The sequence below is a fragment of the Nostoc sp. NOS(2021) genome (assembly GCF_017115025.1).
Taxonomy (GTDB): Bacteria; Cyanobacteriota; Cyanobacteriia; order Cyanobacteriales; family Nostocaceae; genus Nostoc.
The window spans coordinates 1-15,105 of the sequence record NZ_JABXKM010000283.1; the positions used below are offsets into that span (position 1 = coordinate 1).

Genomic DNA, 15,105 nt, shown 5'->3' on the forward strand with positions numbered 1-15,105 from the left:
TTATCGTAAATTAAAGGGTTTAAGAAACTGCAATCTACATGTAGCACCCATTTCAGTCGGGGTTTAAATCCCCGTCTGAAATTTCTTTAATTTTGAATTTTGTTAGCGTAGCGTTAGCGAGTCTGCGAGCGTCATTTTGAATTTTGAATTGTTAAGACTCACCTGGGCGATTATAAGTCGCGGCTACACACACAAAACTACCTCCGCAGGTTAGCAAACCCTTGATTTTGTATAGAGTCCACGGAGGTGGACTAAGCTTTGTGTAGTAGTGAATTATATTCGCCCAATACTTTTAAAACATCTTCTTAGGGCAGATGTCTTTTCTTCTTTTCAAAACGATGCCAAAACCAGCTACCATCAGGGTTCCGAGAACGCTTGCAGGTTCTGGAATAGAAGTTTCATTGATAGGTACTTTGATTGTTAAATTCGCCAAGATAGCGTTAGTTATGGTCAAGGATGTTACACTTGGCAAACCTGGGATATCGGACTGGAAATCAAAGACTGTGGGAGTTAAACTACCATTGCGATCGCTATATCGTTCCCCATATCCACTCACTTCAAAAGTGCCTTGATACTGCTTTCCGGTGTCTGGGTCGGTGACAGTACCAGTGTAGAAAGCTTTTGTGAGATTAAATTCATCCTGAACTACTCCTTGAAATGTGGTTCCTGCCAATTGTCCTTGGTATTTATAGGGAGTTAACTGACCACCAGAGAGAACCGGCGATGTGAGAACACCATCAAACGAGACAATCGGAATACCTTTAAAGTCAACAAAGTCATGCAGACTTCCATCAGAGCGTGTTTTTACCTGTAAATAGTCTGACTGGTATACAGGAACATAATTAGGATTATTATTAGTACCTAAATTCCGGTAATAAGTTCCAGTGTCATCCGTATCAATACGAGTAATACTGTTATTGAAATTGGGATTATTTCTGGGAAGTTCGATAGTTCCTGATAATGTGCCAGTGCTTTCAATTGTGATGAATTGAGCAGCAATTGCACTTGCTCCACTTAAAGCGATCGCCACTGCTGCTAAACAACTGCCGCTAACAACTGCACAACCTAGCTTAATCCCGGATGATCTCACTTTCATTAACATTTTGCTCCTTGAATCGCCGATGATAAATACACCTAATCTGCTGAGATTCATTACAAATGTTTCTCAAGCATGATTTATTATTCCCAAGTTTGTAATGTAAGTTTCATCGGCAAAAAAAAGCCTTGTCAATCGCTATCTTTCTTCTTGTGTTTGCAGAGTGTGTGGGAGACAATCGCCTCATTAGTCAATTTAAATCTCGTTTCATTATGAGAAGATGTTTAAATTGTTCTCAAGTTTAGCCTGAGCCATTCAGTCTTTATTCTTGCTTGCGATCGCTGAATGTATCGAAGACAATCGCTCCATATCTCCTAAAATCTAATTAAAAAGCGATCGCACTCTAAATCTTTGATTTCAGATAGTTTATGAAAGACGTACATGAAAGTAAAAAGTACTTTGCATCAGCAGTAGTTAAATCAGGCTCAGTCAACATAGCATGTCTGATACCTCCCTCATCACTTGTATATCCATACAGGTTTAAGAATGAATTTTTTAAAGCAGGATGTAACTTGTTAGAAACTTCTAGAACCTTCAGGGCTTCTCCTAAAGTTGCCTTTGGTTTTCCAGTAATATCTTTTGCAAGACTTTCAACGGCAGAAATAGATTCTTTTATAGAGTTTCTATAGTCAGGATTTTCCTTGTTACTCATTAAAGCAAGGGAGCGCTTCAAATGGCTAGAGACAGCAGGAAAATTTTGATCATCTACTGCTTGCTCAAGCATTTCAATTTCTTGCTCATTAGTGATATCTGTGAATGTACCTGCGACAAATCTATAACCTGCCAGTTCTCTTTCTAATACAGAGTTTATATCTTCTACAAGTTCCGGAGATTTAAAATAGTTTATAGTAATCTCAAGAAATTCGTAAACTTCATTCCATTGGCAATTTTGAAAATATTTGAATAACCATCTTACAGATAAGCTCCGACTATCAGGCAAGTTATCCAAAGGAAACTTAAAATAATTTTTCCACATATACTTAATAAAAAATTCTATACTTTTACCCGAATATATTGTGAAAGATACGTATTTGGAGTATGCTAAAAATAACTTTTCACTTAATACATTCCAAAGAGAATTGCGTAGATCATCATTCATACTATCAATTTGGATAATCTCAGATATTGGCTTCAAGCCTCGTCGTTGGCTAAAGGTCTTGGCTGAAACCTCATCTGCGAACATTTCAGGTAAATGTTGTTTCGCCTCGGATTCAGCAATTTTTTCAGGCTCATGTATATGACAGTATCCAGAAGAATTAGCTTTGAGCTTACATTTTTCTCCAGATTTAGTTATTGCCTTACAATTAGCTGATGACATACTAGATCACATCGAGGATATCTTTATTAAGATAGCAGTTTTATCAATGAAGCCTAGTATTAATTAAAACCCTGACAGTGGTCTAAGAGAATATTTGAAAAGTCTAATTTATTACTAGCCCTGGCGACTGGAAGTCGCGGCTACACAGACAAAACCCACCTCCGTGGGTTAAAAACCTTGATTTTTCGTTACAAACGAATTTGGCTCACTGTCTCTTCGCCGTATATTCAGCTTCCAAACGGTCGTATTCTTCAATTTCTGCGGCAATCTCGATGTCAATTACTTCCTGGTTAGCATAGTAGTAAGCTAACGCTGCATAAACTTGTGCCAACATTAGCTGTGGTCTTTGGAAAACTATCTCTTCCGGTTTCATACCAGCGTTGAAGTCGATCGCAATGTTGTGTACCGTAATCCGATGTCCCGCAATCCGAGGGCGACCACCACAGGTTCCCGGTATGCTGACAATTAGGGTGCCAATGTCGGTAATGGTTTGCATAGCTTGTTTACTAAATTTTGCTCCCATAAGCAACTGAGCAATTTGAAACTTCTTCTAATCTAGAAATATAAATGTCCAGTTATTTAGCTGCCCACAGCAAAATAAAACATTTATCCCTAATAATTAGGAGTCTAGCACTAGGGACTTACAACAAATAAATTATCCAATCTTGTGGGGTGGGCATGGTGCCATACGTGTCAACTTAAGGTCAAACGCTTACCCGACATACGTTTTACCCCCCTTAATCCCCCCTTAGAAAGGGGGGAAAAAGAAATGCAGTTCCCTCCCCTTTATAAGGGGAGGGTTAGGGTGGGGTAACGCGGATCTTGATGGTAAGAGAATGAATTCAAAATCACCTCTTGACAAGGGTTTCACGTTAACTTGACACCAATGGCATGGTGCCCGCCTTTGGCTACGGGCGCTCGTGTCGCCCACCCCACAAGAAATAGTTGAGTATTTTTTTATTTGTCAGTCCCCTAATCCAAGAATACCAAACATCCTGCCTAGATTGGAGACGATAGACTTTTTATAAGAGTAATTTTTGCAAAAACTCGAATTTCCCAACATTTCAAAGCAGGTATGGGGCAATGGTGCGATTAAAACTATGGCAGTGGGTTGTTTTGGCAATCCCGATCGCTTTTATCATCATTTTCTTACTGGTAGCCGCTGGTTCGCAAATTCATGCGTGGGGCATTAATTGGATTTGGGGCGTGTTCACCCTTCTATTCGTGGGTTGGCGTTGGCTGTTGGTTAAATGGACTCAACCTGCTGTTAACCAAGTGGAAGCTGTATTAGCCCAAGTCCGCGAAGAATTGGAATCGACAGCAGAGGATACAGTAGGGCTACCAGTGGGAAGTGATGTCACAAAGCTTGCAGAAAGCGCCCTTCAAGAGATTCTGCAAGCAGCACAGAGCGATCGCCCGATTTGGGAAGACTGGCCAACTTTTTGGACGCGATGCCAGGATTTAGTTGTAGCGATCGCTCATATCTACAATCCTCAAATTCAATATCCCCTGCTGAACATTTACGTCCCCCAAGCTTACGGTCTGATTCGCGGAACGGTGGATGATATGGATCAGTGGATGCAAAAGTTATCCCCTATCCTGAATCAGGTAACGGTTGGACAAGCATACCAAGGATATGAAGTCTACCGGAAGTTGGAACCATCGGCTCGTAAATTCTGGAAAGCTTGGAATTGGGCACAGTGGATCTTAAATCCGGTGGCGGCGGTGGCAAAACAAGCCAGCCAGGGTTCTAGTAACCAGGCAACTCAGCAATTGTTGGGGAATTTGAGCCAGTTATTTCGGGAAGCTGCCCTGAGAAACTTATGTCGGCAGGCGATCGCTCTCTACGGAGGTAGCACATTACCAGTTTCAGCAACCTCACGTACACAAACTCTACCCAAGGCAAAAAGCCAAACACTCCGAGAAATCTTGACTCAAGCTCAACCAGTCGAGGCGGTTGAGCAAAAACCCGTGAATATTCTGCTGGTGGGGCGCACGGGGTCGGGAAAAAGTAGCCTGATTAACACACTATTTCAGGCGGATCTCGCAGCCGTTGATGTTTTACCCAGTACCGATCGTATTCAGAATTATCAATGGCAGACTCAAAGTGGGGAAACCCTATCGCTTTTGGACACACCTGGTTACGAACAAGTCAACCGTGCCGACCTCCGAAATCTGGTGCTTGATTATGCCATTAACGCCGATTTGCTGCTGTTAGCTACCCCTGCCCTCGATCCTGCCCTGCAAATGGATGTGGACTTTTTGCAAGATATCAAAGCAGAAGTTGCAGATTTCCCGGCGATCGCGATCGTCACCCAGGTAGATCGTCTGCGTCCCATCCGCGAGTGGCAACCGCCTTATGATTGGGAATGGGGCGATCGCGCCAAAGAAATTGCCATTCGCGAAGCCACTGAGTATCGCGCAAAACTGCTGGGAAACTTCTGTAATCTAGTTCTACCTGTAGTTACAGGTGATAGCAAAACAAGTCGAATCGCTTGGGGAGTGGAGGCGCTATCGTTAGGATTAGTAGATGCGATCGCGCCTACCAAGCAACTCCGTCTCGCCCGCTTTTTGCGTAACCTAGAAGCCCGTATCGTCGCCGCAGCCAAAATCATCGACCACTATACCTTCCAGATGACGACAACACAGGGACTAACGGCATTGCTCAAAAGTCCCGTCCTCCAGTTTGTTTCTACGCTATCAACCGGATCTCCAGCCCTAGCCTATATGCTGGCAGAGCAAATTCCCGTGGAACAGTTGCCGATTGTGATTGGCAAACTCCAAATGGGATATGAGCTTTTCTCGCTCTTGAATACAGGGAACCTTAACCCGCTCAACTTTGAATTGGTATCCCTCTGGCCGCTACTGCTGGAAAACTCCGCTTCACCTGATCGCAACGCCTGGGCATTTGGTCACGCCCTAGTGGAATACTGGACTCAAAATTTAACGGTTGAACAACTCCGGCAGCGATTTGAGTATTATTTGGCGATCGCCAAATAATTTTAGGACTTACGCAGCGATGATTAGTCATTGCGTTGGCGTCAACCTTCCCGTAGGGTACAAAACGCAGTGTAGTGAAGCTACTCTTAACATCAAAGTTCAGATTAGGATTAAAAGTAGGTGTCTGCTGAAACCTACCCGCTTTACACAGACGTCCTTTTTATTCGGAGATGTCTTTTATGAAAAATATATTACAAACCTCCATCTCTCAAGAACAGAATTCACATCACAGCCATAACATCTCGCCTTACAATCGGCTGCTTTCGGTCGTGAAGGATTTGGCTTGTGTGCGGACTATTGAGGAAATTATTGAGATTGTGCGTTTGGCTGCACGCGATCTCACCAATGCTGATGGAGTCACTTTTGTACTGCGGGATGGTGAATGTTGCCACTATGTCGATGAAAACGCCATCGGGCCACTTTGGAAAGGTATGCGTTTTCCGCTCAAGTCTTGCATCTCCGGTTGGGCAATGCTCAATAAACAAGCAGCCGTGATTGAGGACATTTACCAGGATGCTCGAATTCCTCTTGATGCTTATAAAGTGACTTTTGTCAAGAGTTTAGTGATGGTTCCCATACGGGTTTCTGATCCACTGGGTGCGATCGGAGCCTACTGGAGTACACCACACCGAGCCACGCCCGAAGAGATCGGACTGCTTGAGACTTTGACCGACACTACAGCAGTTGCGATATCGAACGTTCAACTTTTCCAGAAACTTACGAACCAAAACGCGCTTAAAGATAAATTCATCGCAATGCTAGCTCACGAGCTGAGGAATCCCGTAGCCCCCATCTCGAACGGGGTTCAGCTTCTCAAGTTGAAGTTGGGCGAGACTGGCGCAGTCGGAGAAACAGTTTTAATGATGCAACACCAGATTAAGCACCTCTCGAAATTGATCGATGAGCTACTTGACATATCGTCCATCACCTACGGCAAGATTTCATTAAACCTTGAGAAGTTTAATCTGGTAGATTTGGTTCGCCAGAGTCTCAATGCCCATGCACAAGCAATAAAGAGATCGAACCTGACCGTAGTAGAAGACTTGCCAAACACGCCCGTGTGGGCTTATGTTGACTCCACCCGCTTCTTCCAAGTCTTTGGGAATCTTCTTGATAACGCCTTAAAGTTTTCCAAGCCAGATGGAATGATCATCTGGGTGGATCTCTCATTTATTCCAGGTGAGAATGGCTCAGGGAGTGTGGCAGTCTTATCTGTAAAAGACTCAGGCATAGGGATAGACCCGACAATGTTACCAGAACTCTTCGAGCCGTTTACCCAGGCCGATCGCAGTTTAGACCGTTCAAGGGGCGGGCTAGGTCTGGGACTCTCGGTAGTCAAAAGTCTTGTGGAACTTCATGGTGGTAATGTTGAAGCCTCAAGTAGAGGGATCAATTTGGGAGCAGAATTCAAAGTCACTCTCCCTGTATGCGAAGAGATTACAGCCTTGGACAACGACCTGGAGATTATAGAGACGGCTAAAAAATCGTTGAAGATTTTAGTCATCGAAGATAACGACGATTCAGCCGTATCATTAAAAGCAGTGCTTGAGTACTTTGGGCATGAAGTTTCTATTGCCAAGAATGGAATTTCAGGGGTAGAAACTGCAAGAGAGTTTGAGCCTCATGTGATTATTTGTGACATCGGACTTCCTGGCATGGATGGATTCGCCGTTGCACAGGAACTGAGTAAAGACTCCAAATTTAGTCGCTCAATTCTGATTGCGCTCACCGGCTACGGTGGTCAGGAGGATAAGGAGCTTGCGCTTAAGTCTGGTTTTAAATGCCACTTGACCAAGCCTGTGGACTTTGAAATACTTACGGCAGAAATTGATCGATACTTTGATGGTGTATTATCAAGTTAACAAATTTTGCTACTTTCTCATTAGCAAGACAAGCAACAGCACAAGGAACTCAATCCATTAAATCATCTGTGGTAGGTTCACCCGGATAGAAGCGATCGCTTAAAATTTCCTCAAAAGGATATAAACATTGCTGGGGAAAAGTTGAGAGTGGCAGATTTGTTTCTCCTGATGCTAAATCCCTACTGTTGTCATAAGATTCCTGAAGTGCTTCTTCAAGGTAAGGTTTCAGACTAGGATTTTCGCTTAACAACTTCAGAATTTCCCGTCGTTGTACTCTAATTGTCGCTAACCAACTACGACTGCGTTGCTTTGGTTGATATTCCCATTTGAGCAAATGTCCAATTAATATATTAAGACGATTTCTCAATTCTTGGCGTTCCTTTCTTCCCAAAGATTCAATTTCCTCAATTAAATTGGGCAGGTCAAGCTTGTTCCATTGGTGATGACGCAGAAGGTTAGCCTGTTCTTGAGTCCAACTGTAGAAGTCTGCTTCATAGAAGTTTTGCATCAGTTTTTTTGCCGTTTTTCAGGTTTGTAGTGTCTACATAATTTAAAAATTAATAATTATGTTTCAGAGAGAAATTTAAACCTTATTTGAAGCAGTACTGTCACATAAGCATCAGGTACGAATTACGAATTACGAATTACGAATTACGAATTAGAAAGTCACCACACTGCGAATTGATTCACCTTTGTGCATCAATTCAAAAGCATGATTAATTTGCTCAATGGGCATCACATGGGTAATCAAATCATCAATGTTTATCTTCCCTTGCATATACCAATCAACAATTTTCGGCACATCTGTACGCCCTCTAGCGCCACCAAATGCCGAACCTTTCCAAACGCGCCCAGTTACTAGTTGAAAAGGACGAGTACTGATTTCCTGTCCAGCACCAGCAACACCAATAATCACGCTGACGCCCCAACCTTTGTGGCAGCATTCTAATGCTTGACGCATAAGTTTGACATTACCAATACATTCAAAACTGTAATCAGCACCGCCTTTAGTTAAATCAACCAGATAGGGAACTAAATCACCCTCTACTTCTTGAGGATTAACAAAGTGCGTCATGCCAAACTTTTCCGCCAAGGCGCGTTTGCTGGGATTAATATCCACCCCGACAATCATATTCGCTCCTACCATCCGCGCCGCCTGGATAACATTTAAACCAATTCCACCCAAGCCGAAAACCACGACATTTGCTCCCGGTTCCACTTTGGCAGTATTGATGACTGCACCAATACCAGTAGTCACACCACAGCCAATGTAACAAACCTTATCAAATGGAGCGTCTTCCCGAATTTTTGCGACGGCGATTTCCGGCAGCACCGTATAGTTGGCAAAAGTGGATGTACCCATGTAATGATGAATCATCTGCCCATCGAGACTAAAGCGACTGGTGCCATCGGGCATGACACCGCGTGCTTGAGTTAAGCGAATGGCTTGACAGAGATTAGTTTTGAAACTCAGACAATATTCGCACTGGCGGCATTCGGGAGTGTAGAGGGGAATTACATGATCCCCTGGTTTCAGACTGGTGACACCAGCGCCTACCTCCACTACCACACCAGCGCCTTCATGTCCCAAAATTGCCGGAAACAAACCTTCGGGATCGTCACCAGATAAGGTAAAGGCATCGGTATGACAAATCCCACTGGCTTTAATTTCAACTAACACTTCACCGGCTTGCGGCCCCGATAGTTGAACGGTTTCAATCGTCAACGGCTTACCTGCACTGTAAGCTACTGCTGCTTTAACTTGCAATGTCAGCCCTCTTATATAGTTTTTTAACGTTCTCTCCAATGCTGAAGCAGGGGATTATTTCAGTTAAACATATTGAGCGCATGATAGACTTTTGTATCACTTCATCGTATTTATTCAGCACATCGCCCCTATAACGATAAATATTACTTTGTTAAGATATCATTCTCTAGCTAGATTAGTTAAAGGCGGTAACAGCTGTTTTGCCAACGATGTAAACTGGATGTCAGCAGCAACCCCCAAATAATTTGTCCACCCCTCAATTAATACATTTTGTCACAGCTTATGAACCCTGCCCTAACTCAAATTGGCGCTCAGATGTCCAACCTGACTGGCGTAAGAGCAATCATGAAGGATATTATCGAAACATTACGAGCGGGTGCAGGGCAGCAGTTTATTAATTTGAGTGCTGGTAATCCGTTGATTTTGCCAGAGGTAGAGCAATTATGGCGGGATTGTACTGCACAGCTTTTGGCTAGTCCAGAATATGGTGAGGTAGTTTGTCGCTACGGTTCAAGTCAGGGCTATGCACCGTTAATTGAAGCGATCGCTAATGATTTTAACAAACGCTACGGGTTAAACTTGAGCGATCGCAATATCCTGATCACCCCCGGTAGTCAAACCCTCTACTTCTACGCTGTGAATAGCTTCGGTGGTTACACCCCTAGCGGCGAGTTAAAACAAATTGTTTTGCCCCTGAGTCCTGACTACACAGGTTACGGCGGTATCAGCTTAGTTCCAAAAGCCCTAATCGCCTATAAGCCAACTCTTGATATTGATGCAGCTGCCCACCGATTTAAATATCGCCCCGACTTCAGCCAACTGTCGATTACAGAAAATACTGGTTGTGTCCTCTTCTCTCGCCCTTGTAATCCTACTGGTAACGTCCTCACAGATGATGAGGTGAAAAAAATTGCTGCCCTGGCTGCGCCTTACAATGTGCCTGTGTTAATTGACTCGGCTTATGCGCCTCCCTTCCCAGCATTGAACTTTACCGAAATGACACCAGTGTTTGGTGATAATATATTACACTGCATGAGTTTATCAAAAGCGGGATTACCAGGAGAAAGGATTGGTATTGCGATTGGGGATGAAAAGTGGATTGAAGTGCTGGAGTGTTTCCAATCAAATATGAGTCTCCATTCTTCACGTTACGGCCAAGCGATCGCTGCTTTTGCAATTAATTCTGGTGCCTTGGTGGAAATTTCTCACACTGTCATCCGTCCCTTTTACCAAAATAAATTTGCCGTTTTAGAAACCAGCTTAGAACAAGCGATGCCCAAGAATTTATTTTGGTTTCTCCATCGCGGTGAAGGAGCAATTTTTGCTTGGTTGTGGTTACAGGATTTACCCATTAGCGATTGGGAATTTTACCAACGAGTCAAGCAAGTAGGTGTGATTATTGTCCCTGGAAGTAGCTTTTTCCCCGGTTTAGAGGAAGAGTGGGCGCACAAGCACCAATGTTTCCGCATCAGCCTCACTGGTAGCGATGAGGAGATTGTCACTGCTATGCAACGTTTAGCAAAGGTGGCTGAAGAAGCTTATCAGCGTGCAGTTGTGAGTGCTTGATTAGGGGAGTAGGGAGTTAGGAGTTAGGAGTTACAAAAATTCTTTCCCCAATGCCCCATGCCCAATGAAAAATGAAAAATGAAAAATGAAAAATGAAAAATCAGATAATTGGCTAGAAATTGGTAAGATTGTTTCCCCTCAAGGATTGTCTGGAGAATTACGGGTTTATCCTGTATCTGATTTTCCTGAAAGGTTTGAGGTGCCGGGAAAACGTTGGTTGTTGCGTGGAAGTGACACAGAACCGCAACCAATCGAATTATTGACAGGACGTTATATCAGTAACAAAAACTTGTATGTGATCAAATTAGCTGGTGTGGAAAATTGCGATCAGGCGGAGGCGTTACGCGGTTGTAAGTTAATGGTGCCAGCAAGCGATCGCCCCCAATTAGGCGAAAATGAATATCATGTCCTCGATTTGATTGGTTTGGAAGTCTTCATGCAAGCATCTGGCGAACTCGTTGGGACGGTGGTAGATATCATCCCTGCGGGGAATGATTTGTTAGAAGTGAAGTTGCATGAATCATTTGCTACTAACAAAAAGCAAAAGACTGTTTTGATTCCATTTGTGCCAGCGATCGCACCAGTGGTAGACTTGCCATCTGGTCGCATTGAAATTACACCTCCACCTGGGTTGTTGGAAATTAATAATTAGGTCATTAATTGATCTGCCTCTAGCTAGTTTTGCTGTAGTAGATACTTCCAGGACAAGCAAAGCTTGAAGATGAGAAAATTAGAGTACATACTCTATATATTAATCGAGGAAATGTGACGATGCCAGAAAATCCAACAGCAACTATTCACAGGCAACTGCTGGAAATATTGTCCCAATTGCCTTTGTCTTGTCAAGAAGAAGTATTAGATTTTGCTATCTCTCTCCAGAAAAAAAAACTAATTCAGCATTGGGATGCTATTTCTGATGTCGAGGCTGCTGCATTGAAAACTGAGTTTGCTGATGAAGATTTAGCTTTTGCAGAATCCGTTTTAACTGATTATCTCTCCCAACTTCAGCAAGAGGACGCAGTTTGATGCGAGGAGATGTTTATTTGGCTGATTTGAATCCGAGTCGAGGTTCAGAGCAAGCAGGTATCCGACCAGTTATTATTGTTCAGCGAGATAGACTAGCTCAGTTTACAACAACATCCGTAGTAGTTCCTTTAACCACTAATCTACGACGCGCTCTGATACCAGGTACAATTGTCATACCTTCAGGTGAAGGCGGTTTAACCCAAGAGTCAGTGGTGCTTTGTTATCAAATTGTTGTTATCGATAAACAGCGATTAATCAGAAAATTAGGAACTCTTTCTCATAATTATTTATTAATGCTAAAAGTAGCATTAGATTACACTTTAGAATTAGATAATTATGATGAAGGAAATGTAGATTTATAATATTACACCTATTTTCAGGTAAATAGCCCATGCGGTAGGGGCAATTCATGAATTGCCCCTACGACAGATGTGGTTCAAATACATGAAACCTGCTGTAATCAATAGCGTCACTAAACAACCCCTGGTAGCGATCGCTCTCCATCCTGTGCCAAGAAAAAAGGAATTTAGTCACAAAGGCTGAGAAAATTCATCATAGGTTAGATGGCCATTATCTGGAAAATCAGTAAAATTGCATACTGATGAATCCATCAAAAACCTTTTGGAATGGAATGTCGATAATGACATTAGCAACGACTCCACAAATAAAGCCTTTAACAGATGAAGAATTACGGAAGATAAACGCCTATTGGCGTGCTGCTAACTATCTTTCCGTTGGGCAAATATATCTACTCGACAATCCGCTACTCAGAGAACCGCTAAAGCTGGAACACGTCAAACCCAGGCTCTTGGGTCACTGGGGAACAACGCCAGGGCTGAACTTTATCTATGTTCACCTGAATCGGGTGATCAAAAAATATGACCTAAACACGATCTATATTGCTGGCCCTGGTCATGGAGGCCCAGGACTGGTAGCCAATACCTACCTAGAAGGGACTTACACTGAGTATTATCACAACATCTCCCAAGATGCTGAGGGAATCCAGAAACTCTTCAAACAATTCTCTTTCCCCGGTGGTATTCCCAGCCACGTTGCACCGGAAACGCCCGGTTCGATCAACGAAGGCGGGGAACTAGGTTATTCCCTCGTTCACGCTTATGGTGCTGCCTTTGATAACCCAGACTTGATCGTTGCTGCTGTTGTCGGTGATGGCGAAGCTGAAACAGGTGCTTTAGCGACTAGCTGGCATTCCAATAAGTTTCTTAACCCTGTACGTGATGGTGCTGTACTTCCGATCCTGCACCTGAATGGGTATAAAATTGCCAATCCAACAGTACTGGCACGGATCAGCCATGAGGAATTAGAAAGCTTATTTGTAGGCTACGGCTACAAACCATACTTTGTCGAAGGTGACGATCCCGCAGATGTCCACCAGCAGATGGCGGCGACTCTAGAAACAGCGATCGCCGAAATTCAAAGCATCCAGAGGGAAGCCCGCGTACATGGTTTCACCGAACGTCCCCAGTGGCCGATGATTGTCATGAGAACCCCCAAAGGTTGGACAGGGCCCAAAGAAGTCGATGGTAAAAAAACTGAAGGTTCTTGGCGATCGCACCAGGTTCCCTTGAGCAACATAGCCAAACAGCCAGAACACCTGAAACTCCTAGAAGATTGGATGAAGAGTTACAAACCAGAAGAACTCTTCGACAGCAACGGGAAGCTAATTCCCGAACTAGCAGAACTGGCTCCCAAAGGTCATCGACGCATGGGTGACAATCCCCACGCCAACGGCGGTATTTTTCTGCATGACCTGAATATGCCCGACTTTCAATACTATGCCGTAGATGTCTCCCAACCAGGCAAAGCGATCGCTGAAGCTACCAAAGTTACTGGCAAATTCCTGCGGGATGTTATGCAACTTAACCAAGAAAGTCGCAATTTCCGCATATTTGCCCCCGACGAATTGGCATCAAATCGTTTGGATGCCGTGTTGGAAGTCACAGATAGAAATTGGGTAGCCGAGATTTACCCTGAAGATGACCACCTTTCCCCCAACGGTCGGGTGATGGAAATTCTCAGCGAACATTGTTGCCAAGGATGGTTAGAAGGCTACCTCCTCACAGGGCGTCACGGGTTTTTCACTTGCTACGAGGCATTCATCCACATCATTGACTCAATGTTCAACCAACACGCCAAATGGTTGAAAACTACCTTAGATATTCCCTGGCGTAGACCGATTGCTTCCCTTAATTACCTACTCTCCTCTCACGTTTGGCGACAAGACAACAACGGCTTCTCGCACCAAGACCCCGGTTTTATCGACCATGTAATCAATAAGAAAGCAGATATCGTCCGCGTTTATTTGCCCCCCGATGCCAACACTCTGCTGTCGGTAACTGACCATTGTCTAAGAAGCCGCAACTATGTCAATGTCATCGTTGCCGGAAAGCAACCAGCATTGCAATATCTCAACATGGATGCTGCTATCAAGCACTGCACCAAAGGCATCGGTATTTGGCAATGGGCAAGCAACGACCAAGACGGCGAACCAGATGTAGTGATGGCTTGTGCTGGGGATGTTCCCACCTTAGAAACCTTGGCTGCTGTAGACATTCTGCGCCAGCACTTCCCTGACTTAAAGGTGCGGGTAGTGAACGTAGTCGATTTGATGACACTACAGCCAAAAAGCGAACATTCCCACGGTTTGAGCGAAAAAGACTTTGATACAATTTTCACCACGGATAAACCCATCATCTTTGCCTTTCATGGCTATCCCTGGCTGATTCATCGCCTAACCTATCGCCACACCAACCATAATAACTTGCATGTGCGTGGCTACAAGGAGGAGGGAACTACCACCACCCCCTTTGATATGGTTGTTCTTAACGATCTCGATCGCTTCCATTTGGTAATTGATGTAATTGATCGCGTGCCCAAACTAGGATCTAGGGCAGCTTATGTCAAACAGCAGATGCAAGATCAGCTGATTGAACACAAGCACTACATTGATAAGTACGGCGACGATATGCCGAAAATTCGTGATTGGAAGTGGCCCTATTAAGAGGGGATGAGGGAGACAAGGGAGACAAGAAGGACAAGGTAAAATTTTCTTCCTTGTCTTCCACTTCTCCGTTGTTTCTTTTTATCGTAAATCAAAGGGTTTAAGACCCCAACAATACAGGTAGCCTGTTCTTGAGCAGAGGGAGAGTTAGAATCTTGTGTATTCACCTCAGAACTCCGTTCATCCACCTCAGAACTCCGTTCATCCACCTCAGAACTCCGTTCATTCACCTCAGAACTCCGTTCATTCACCTCAGAACTCCGTTCATTCACCTCAGAACTCCGTTCATTCACCTCAGAACTCCGTTCATTCACCTCAGAACTCCGTTCATTCACCTCAGAACTCCGTTCATTCACCTCAGAACTCCGTTCATTCACCTCAGAACTCCGTTCATTCACCTCAGAACTCCGTTCATCCACCTCAGAACTCCGTTCATCCACCTCAGAA

The 15,105-nt window shown here is 43.9% G+C and carries 13 protein-coding genes; 7 read left to right on the plus strand and 6 right to left on the minus strand.

What is annotated here, in order from left to right; translation table 11 throughout:
• Nucleotides 1–292: 292 nt before the first annotated feature.
• The 3 genes from HWQ41_RS27960 to HWQ41_RS27970 form a co-directional block, all read right to left on the minus strand.
• On the minus strand, nucleotides 293–1,096 hold the full coding sequence (locus HWQ41_RS27960; RefSeq protein ID WP_292770368.1) for a PEP-CTERM sorting domain-containing protein: 804 nt from the start codon (nucleotides 1,094–1,096) through the stop codon (nucleotides 293–295).
• A gap of 343 nt (nucleotides 1,097–1,439) precedes the next feature.
• Nucleotides 1,440–2,414: an AbiJ-NTD4 domain-containing protein gene (locus tag HWQ41_RS27965; RefSeq protein ID WP_292770370.1), complete on the minus strand. Its 975-nt coding sequence runs from the start codon at nucleotides 2,412–2,414 to the stop codon at nucleotides 1,440–1,442.
• A gap of 205 nt (nucleotides 2,415–2,619) precedes the next feature.
• A complete protein-coding gene (locus HWQ41_RS27970; protein WP_292770372.1) occupies nucleotides 2,620–2,910 on the minus strand; it encodes a DUF433 domain-containing protein in 291 nt (96 codons plus the stop codon).
• A gap of 587 nt (nucleotides 2,911–3,497) precedes the next feature.
• On the opposite strand from HWQ41_RS27970, the gene HWQ41_RS27975 reads away from it, so the two are divergent.
• Nucleotides 3,498–5,414 (plus strand): GTPase family protein, encoded by a 1,917-nt coding sequence (locus HWQ41_RS27975; protein ID WP_292770374.1) that lies wholly within the window; start codon nucleotides 3,498–3,500, stop codon nucleotides 5,412–5,414.
• 179 nt (nucleotides 5,415–5,593) lie between these two features.
• A complete protein-coding gene (locus tag HWQ41_RS27980; RefSeq protein WP_292770376.1) occupies nucleotides 5,594–7,276 on the plus strand; it encodes an ATP-binding protein in 1,683 nt (560 codons plus the stop codon).
• Between the two features lie 49 nt (nucleotides 7,277–7,325).
• Here HWQ41_RS27980 and HWQ41_RS27985 read toward each other — a convergent pair whose 3' ends face one another.
• On the minus strand, nucleotides 7,326–7,784 hold the full coding sequence (locus tag HWQ41_RS27985) for a DUF29 domain-containing protein (protein ID WP_292770378.1): 459 nt from the start codon (nucleotides 7,782–7,784) through the stop codon (nucleotides 7,326–7,328).
• A gap of 150 nt (nucleotides 7,785–7,934) precedes the next feature.
• Nucleotides 7,935–9,044, minus strand: a complete 1,110-nt coding sequence (locus tag HWQ41_RS27990) for an S-(hydroxymethyl)glutathione dehydrogenase/class III alcohol dehydrogenase (RefSeq protein WP_292770380.1) — start codon at nucleotides 9,042–9,044, stop codon at nucleotides 7,935–7,937.
• 282 nt (nucleotides 9,045–9,326) lie between these two features.
• Between HWQ41_RS27990 and HWQ41_RS27995 the strand changes: the two genes are divergently transcribed.
• From HWQ41_RS27995 to HWQ41_RS28015, 5 genes are all read left to right on the plus strand, one after another.
• Nucleotides 9,327–10,610 (plus strand): valine--pyruvate transaminase, encoded by a 1,284-nt coding sequence (locus HWQ41_RS27995; protein WP_292770381.1) that lies wholly within the window; start codon nucleotides 9,327–9,329, stop codon nucleotides 10,608–10,610.
• An 85-nt stretch (nucleotides 10,611–10,695) separates the two neighbouring features.
• The gene (rimM, locus tag HWQ41_RS28000; RefSeq protein ID WP_292770382.1) at nucleotides 10,696–11,262 is read left to right on the plus strand and encodes a ribosome maturation factor RimM; all 567 of its coding nucleotides are present in this window, start codon (nucleotides 10,696–10,698) and stop codon (nucleotides 11,260–11,262) included.
• Nucleotides 11,263–11,381: 119 nt separating this feature from the next.
• Entirely contained in the window at nucleotides 11,382–11,636 is a 255-nt protein-coding gene (locus HWQ41_RS28005) for a hypothetical protein (RefSeq protein WP_292770383.1), read from the plus strand.
• A complete protein-coding gene (locus HWQ41_RS28010; protein ID WP_292770384.1) occupies nucleotides 11,636–11,998 on the plus strand; it encodes a type II toxin-antitoxin system PemK/MazF family toxin in 363 nt (120 codons plus the stop codon). The genes HWQ41_RS28005 and HWQ41_RS28010 overlap by 1 nt, the downstream gene beginning before the upstream one ends.
• Nucleotides 11,999–12,276: 278 nt before the next feature.
• Nucleotides 12,277–14,658, plus strand: a complete 2,382-nt coding sequence (locus tag HWQ41_RS28015; RefSeq protein ID WP_292770385.1) for a phosphoketolase — start codon at nucleotides 12,277–12,279, stop codon at nucleotides 14,656–14,658.
• Here the strand turns inward: HWQ41_RS28015 and HWQ41_RS28020 are convergent.
• The coding region (locus HWQ41_RS28020; protein ID WP_292770386.1) for a hypothetical protein at nucleotides 14,655–15,105 on the minus strand (451 nt) is incomplete at its 5' end. The genes HWQ41_RS28015 and HWQ41_RS28020 overlap by 4 nt on opposite strands.

Excerpts from the sequence above, each read along its gene's own strand:
- HWQ41_RS27960 (WP_292770368.1), bottom strand. The coding sequence starts at position 1,096 with ATGAAAGTGAGATCATCCGGGATTAAGCTAGGTTGTGCAGTTGTTAGC.
- HWQ41_RS27965 (WP_292770370.1), bottom strand. The coding sequence starts at position 2,414 with ATGTCATCAGCTAATTGTAAGGCAATAACTAAATCTGGAGAAAAATGT.
- HWQ41_RS27970 (WP_292770372.1), bottom strand. The coding sequence starts at position 2,910 with ATGCAAACCATTACCGACATTGGCACCCTAATTGTCAGCATACCGGGA.
- HWQ41_RS27975 (WP_292770374.1), top strand. The coding sequence starts at position 3,498 with ATGGTGCGATTAAAACTATGGCAGTGGGTTGTTTTGGCAATCCCGATC.
- HWQ41_RS27980 (WP_292770376.1), top strand. The coding sequence starts at position 5,594 with ATGAAAAATATATTACAAACCTCCATCTCTCAAGAACAGAATTCACAT.
- HWQ41_RS27985 (WP_292770378.1), bottom strand. The coding sequence starts at position 7,784 with ATGCAAAACTTCTATGAAGCAGACTTCTACAGTTGGACTCAAGAACAG.
- HWQ41_RS27995 (WP_292770381.1), top strand. The coding sequence starts at position 9,327 with ATGAACCCTGCCCTAACTCAAATTGGCGCTCAGATGTCCAACCTGACT.
- rimM (WP_292770382.1), top strand. The coding sequence starts at position 10,696 with ATGAAAAATGAAAAATCAGATAATTGGCTAGAAATTGGTAAGATTGTT.
- HWQ41_RS28005 (WP_292770383.1), top strand. The coding sequence starts at position 11,382 with ATGCCAGAAAATCCAACAGCAACTATTCACAGGCAACTGCTGGAAATA.
- HWQ41_RS28010 (WP_292770384.1), top strand. The coding sequence starts at position 11,636 with ATGCGAGGAGATGTTTATTTGGCTGATTTGAATCCGAGTCGAGGTTCA.
- HWQ41_RS28015 (WP_292770385.1), top strand. The coding sequence starts at position 12,277 with ATGACATTAGCAACGACTCCACAAATAAAGCCTTTAACAGATGAAGAA.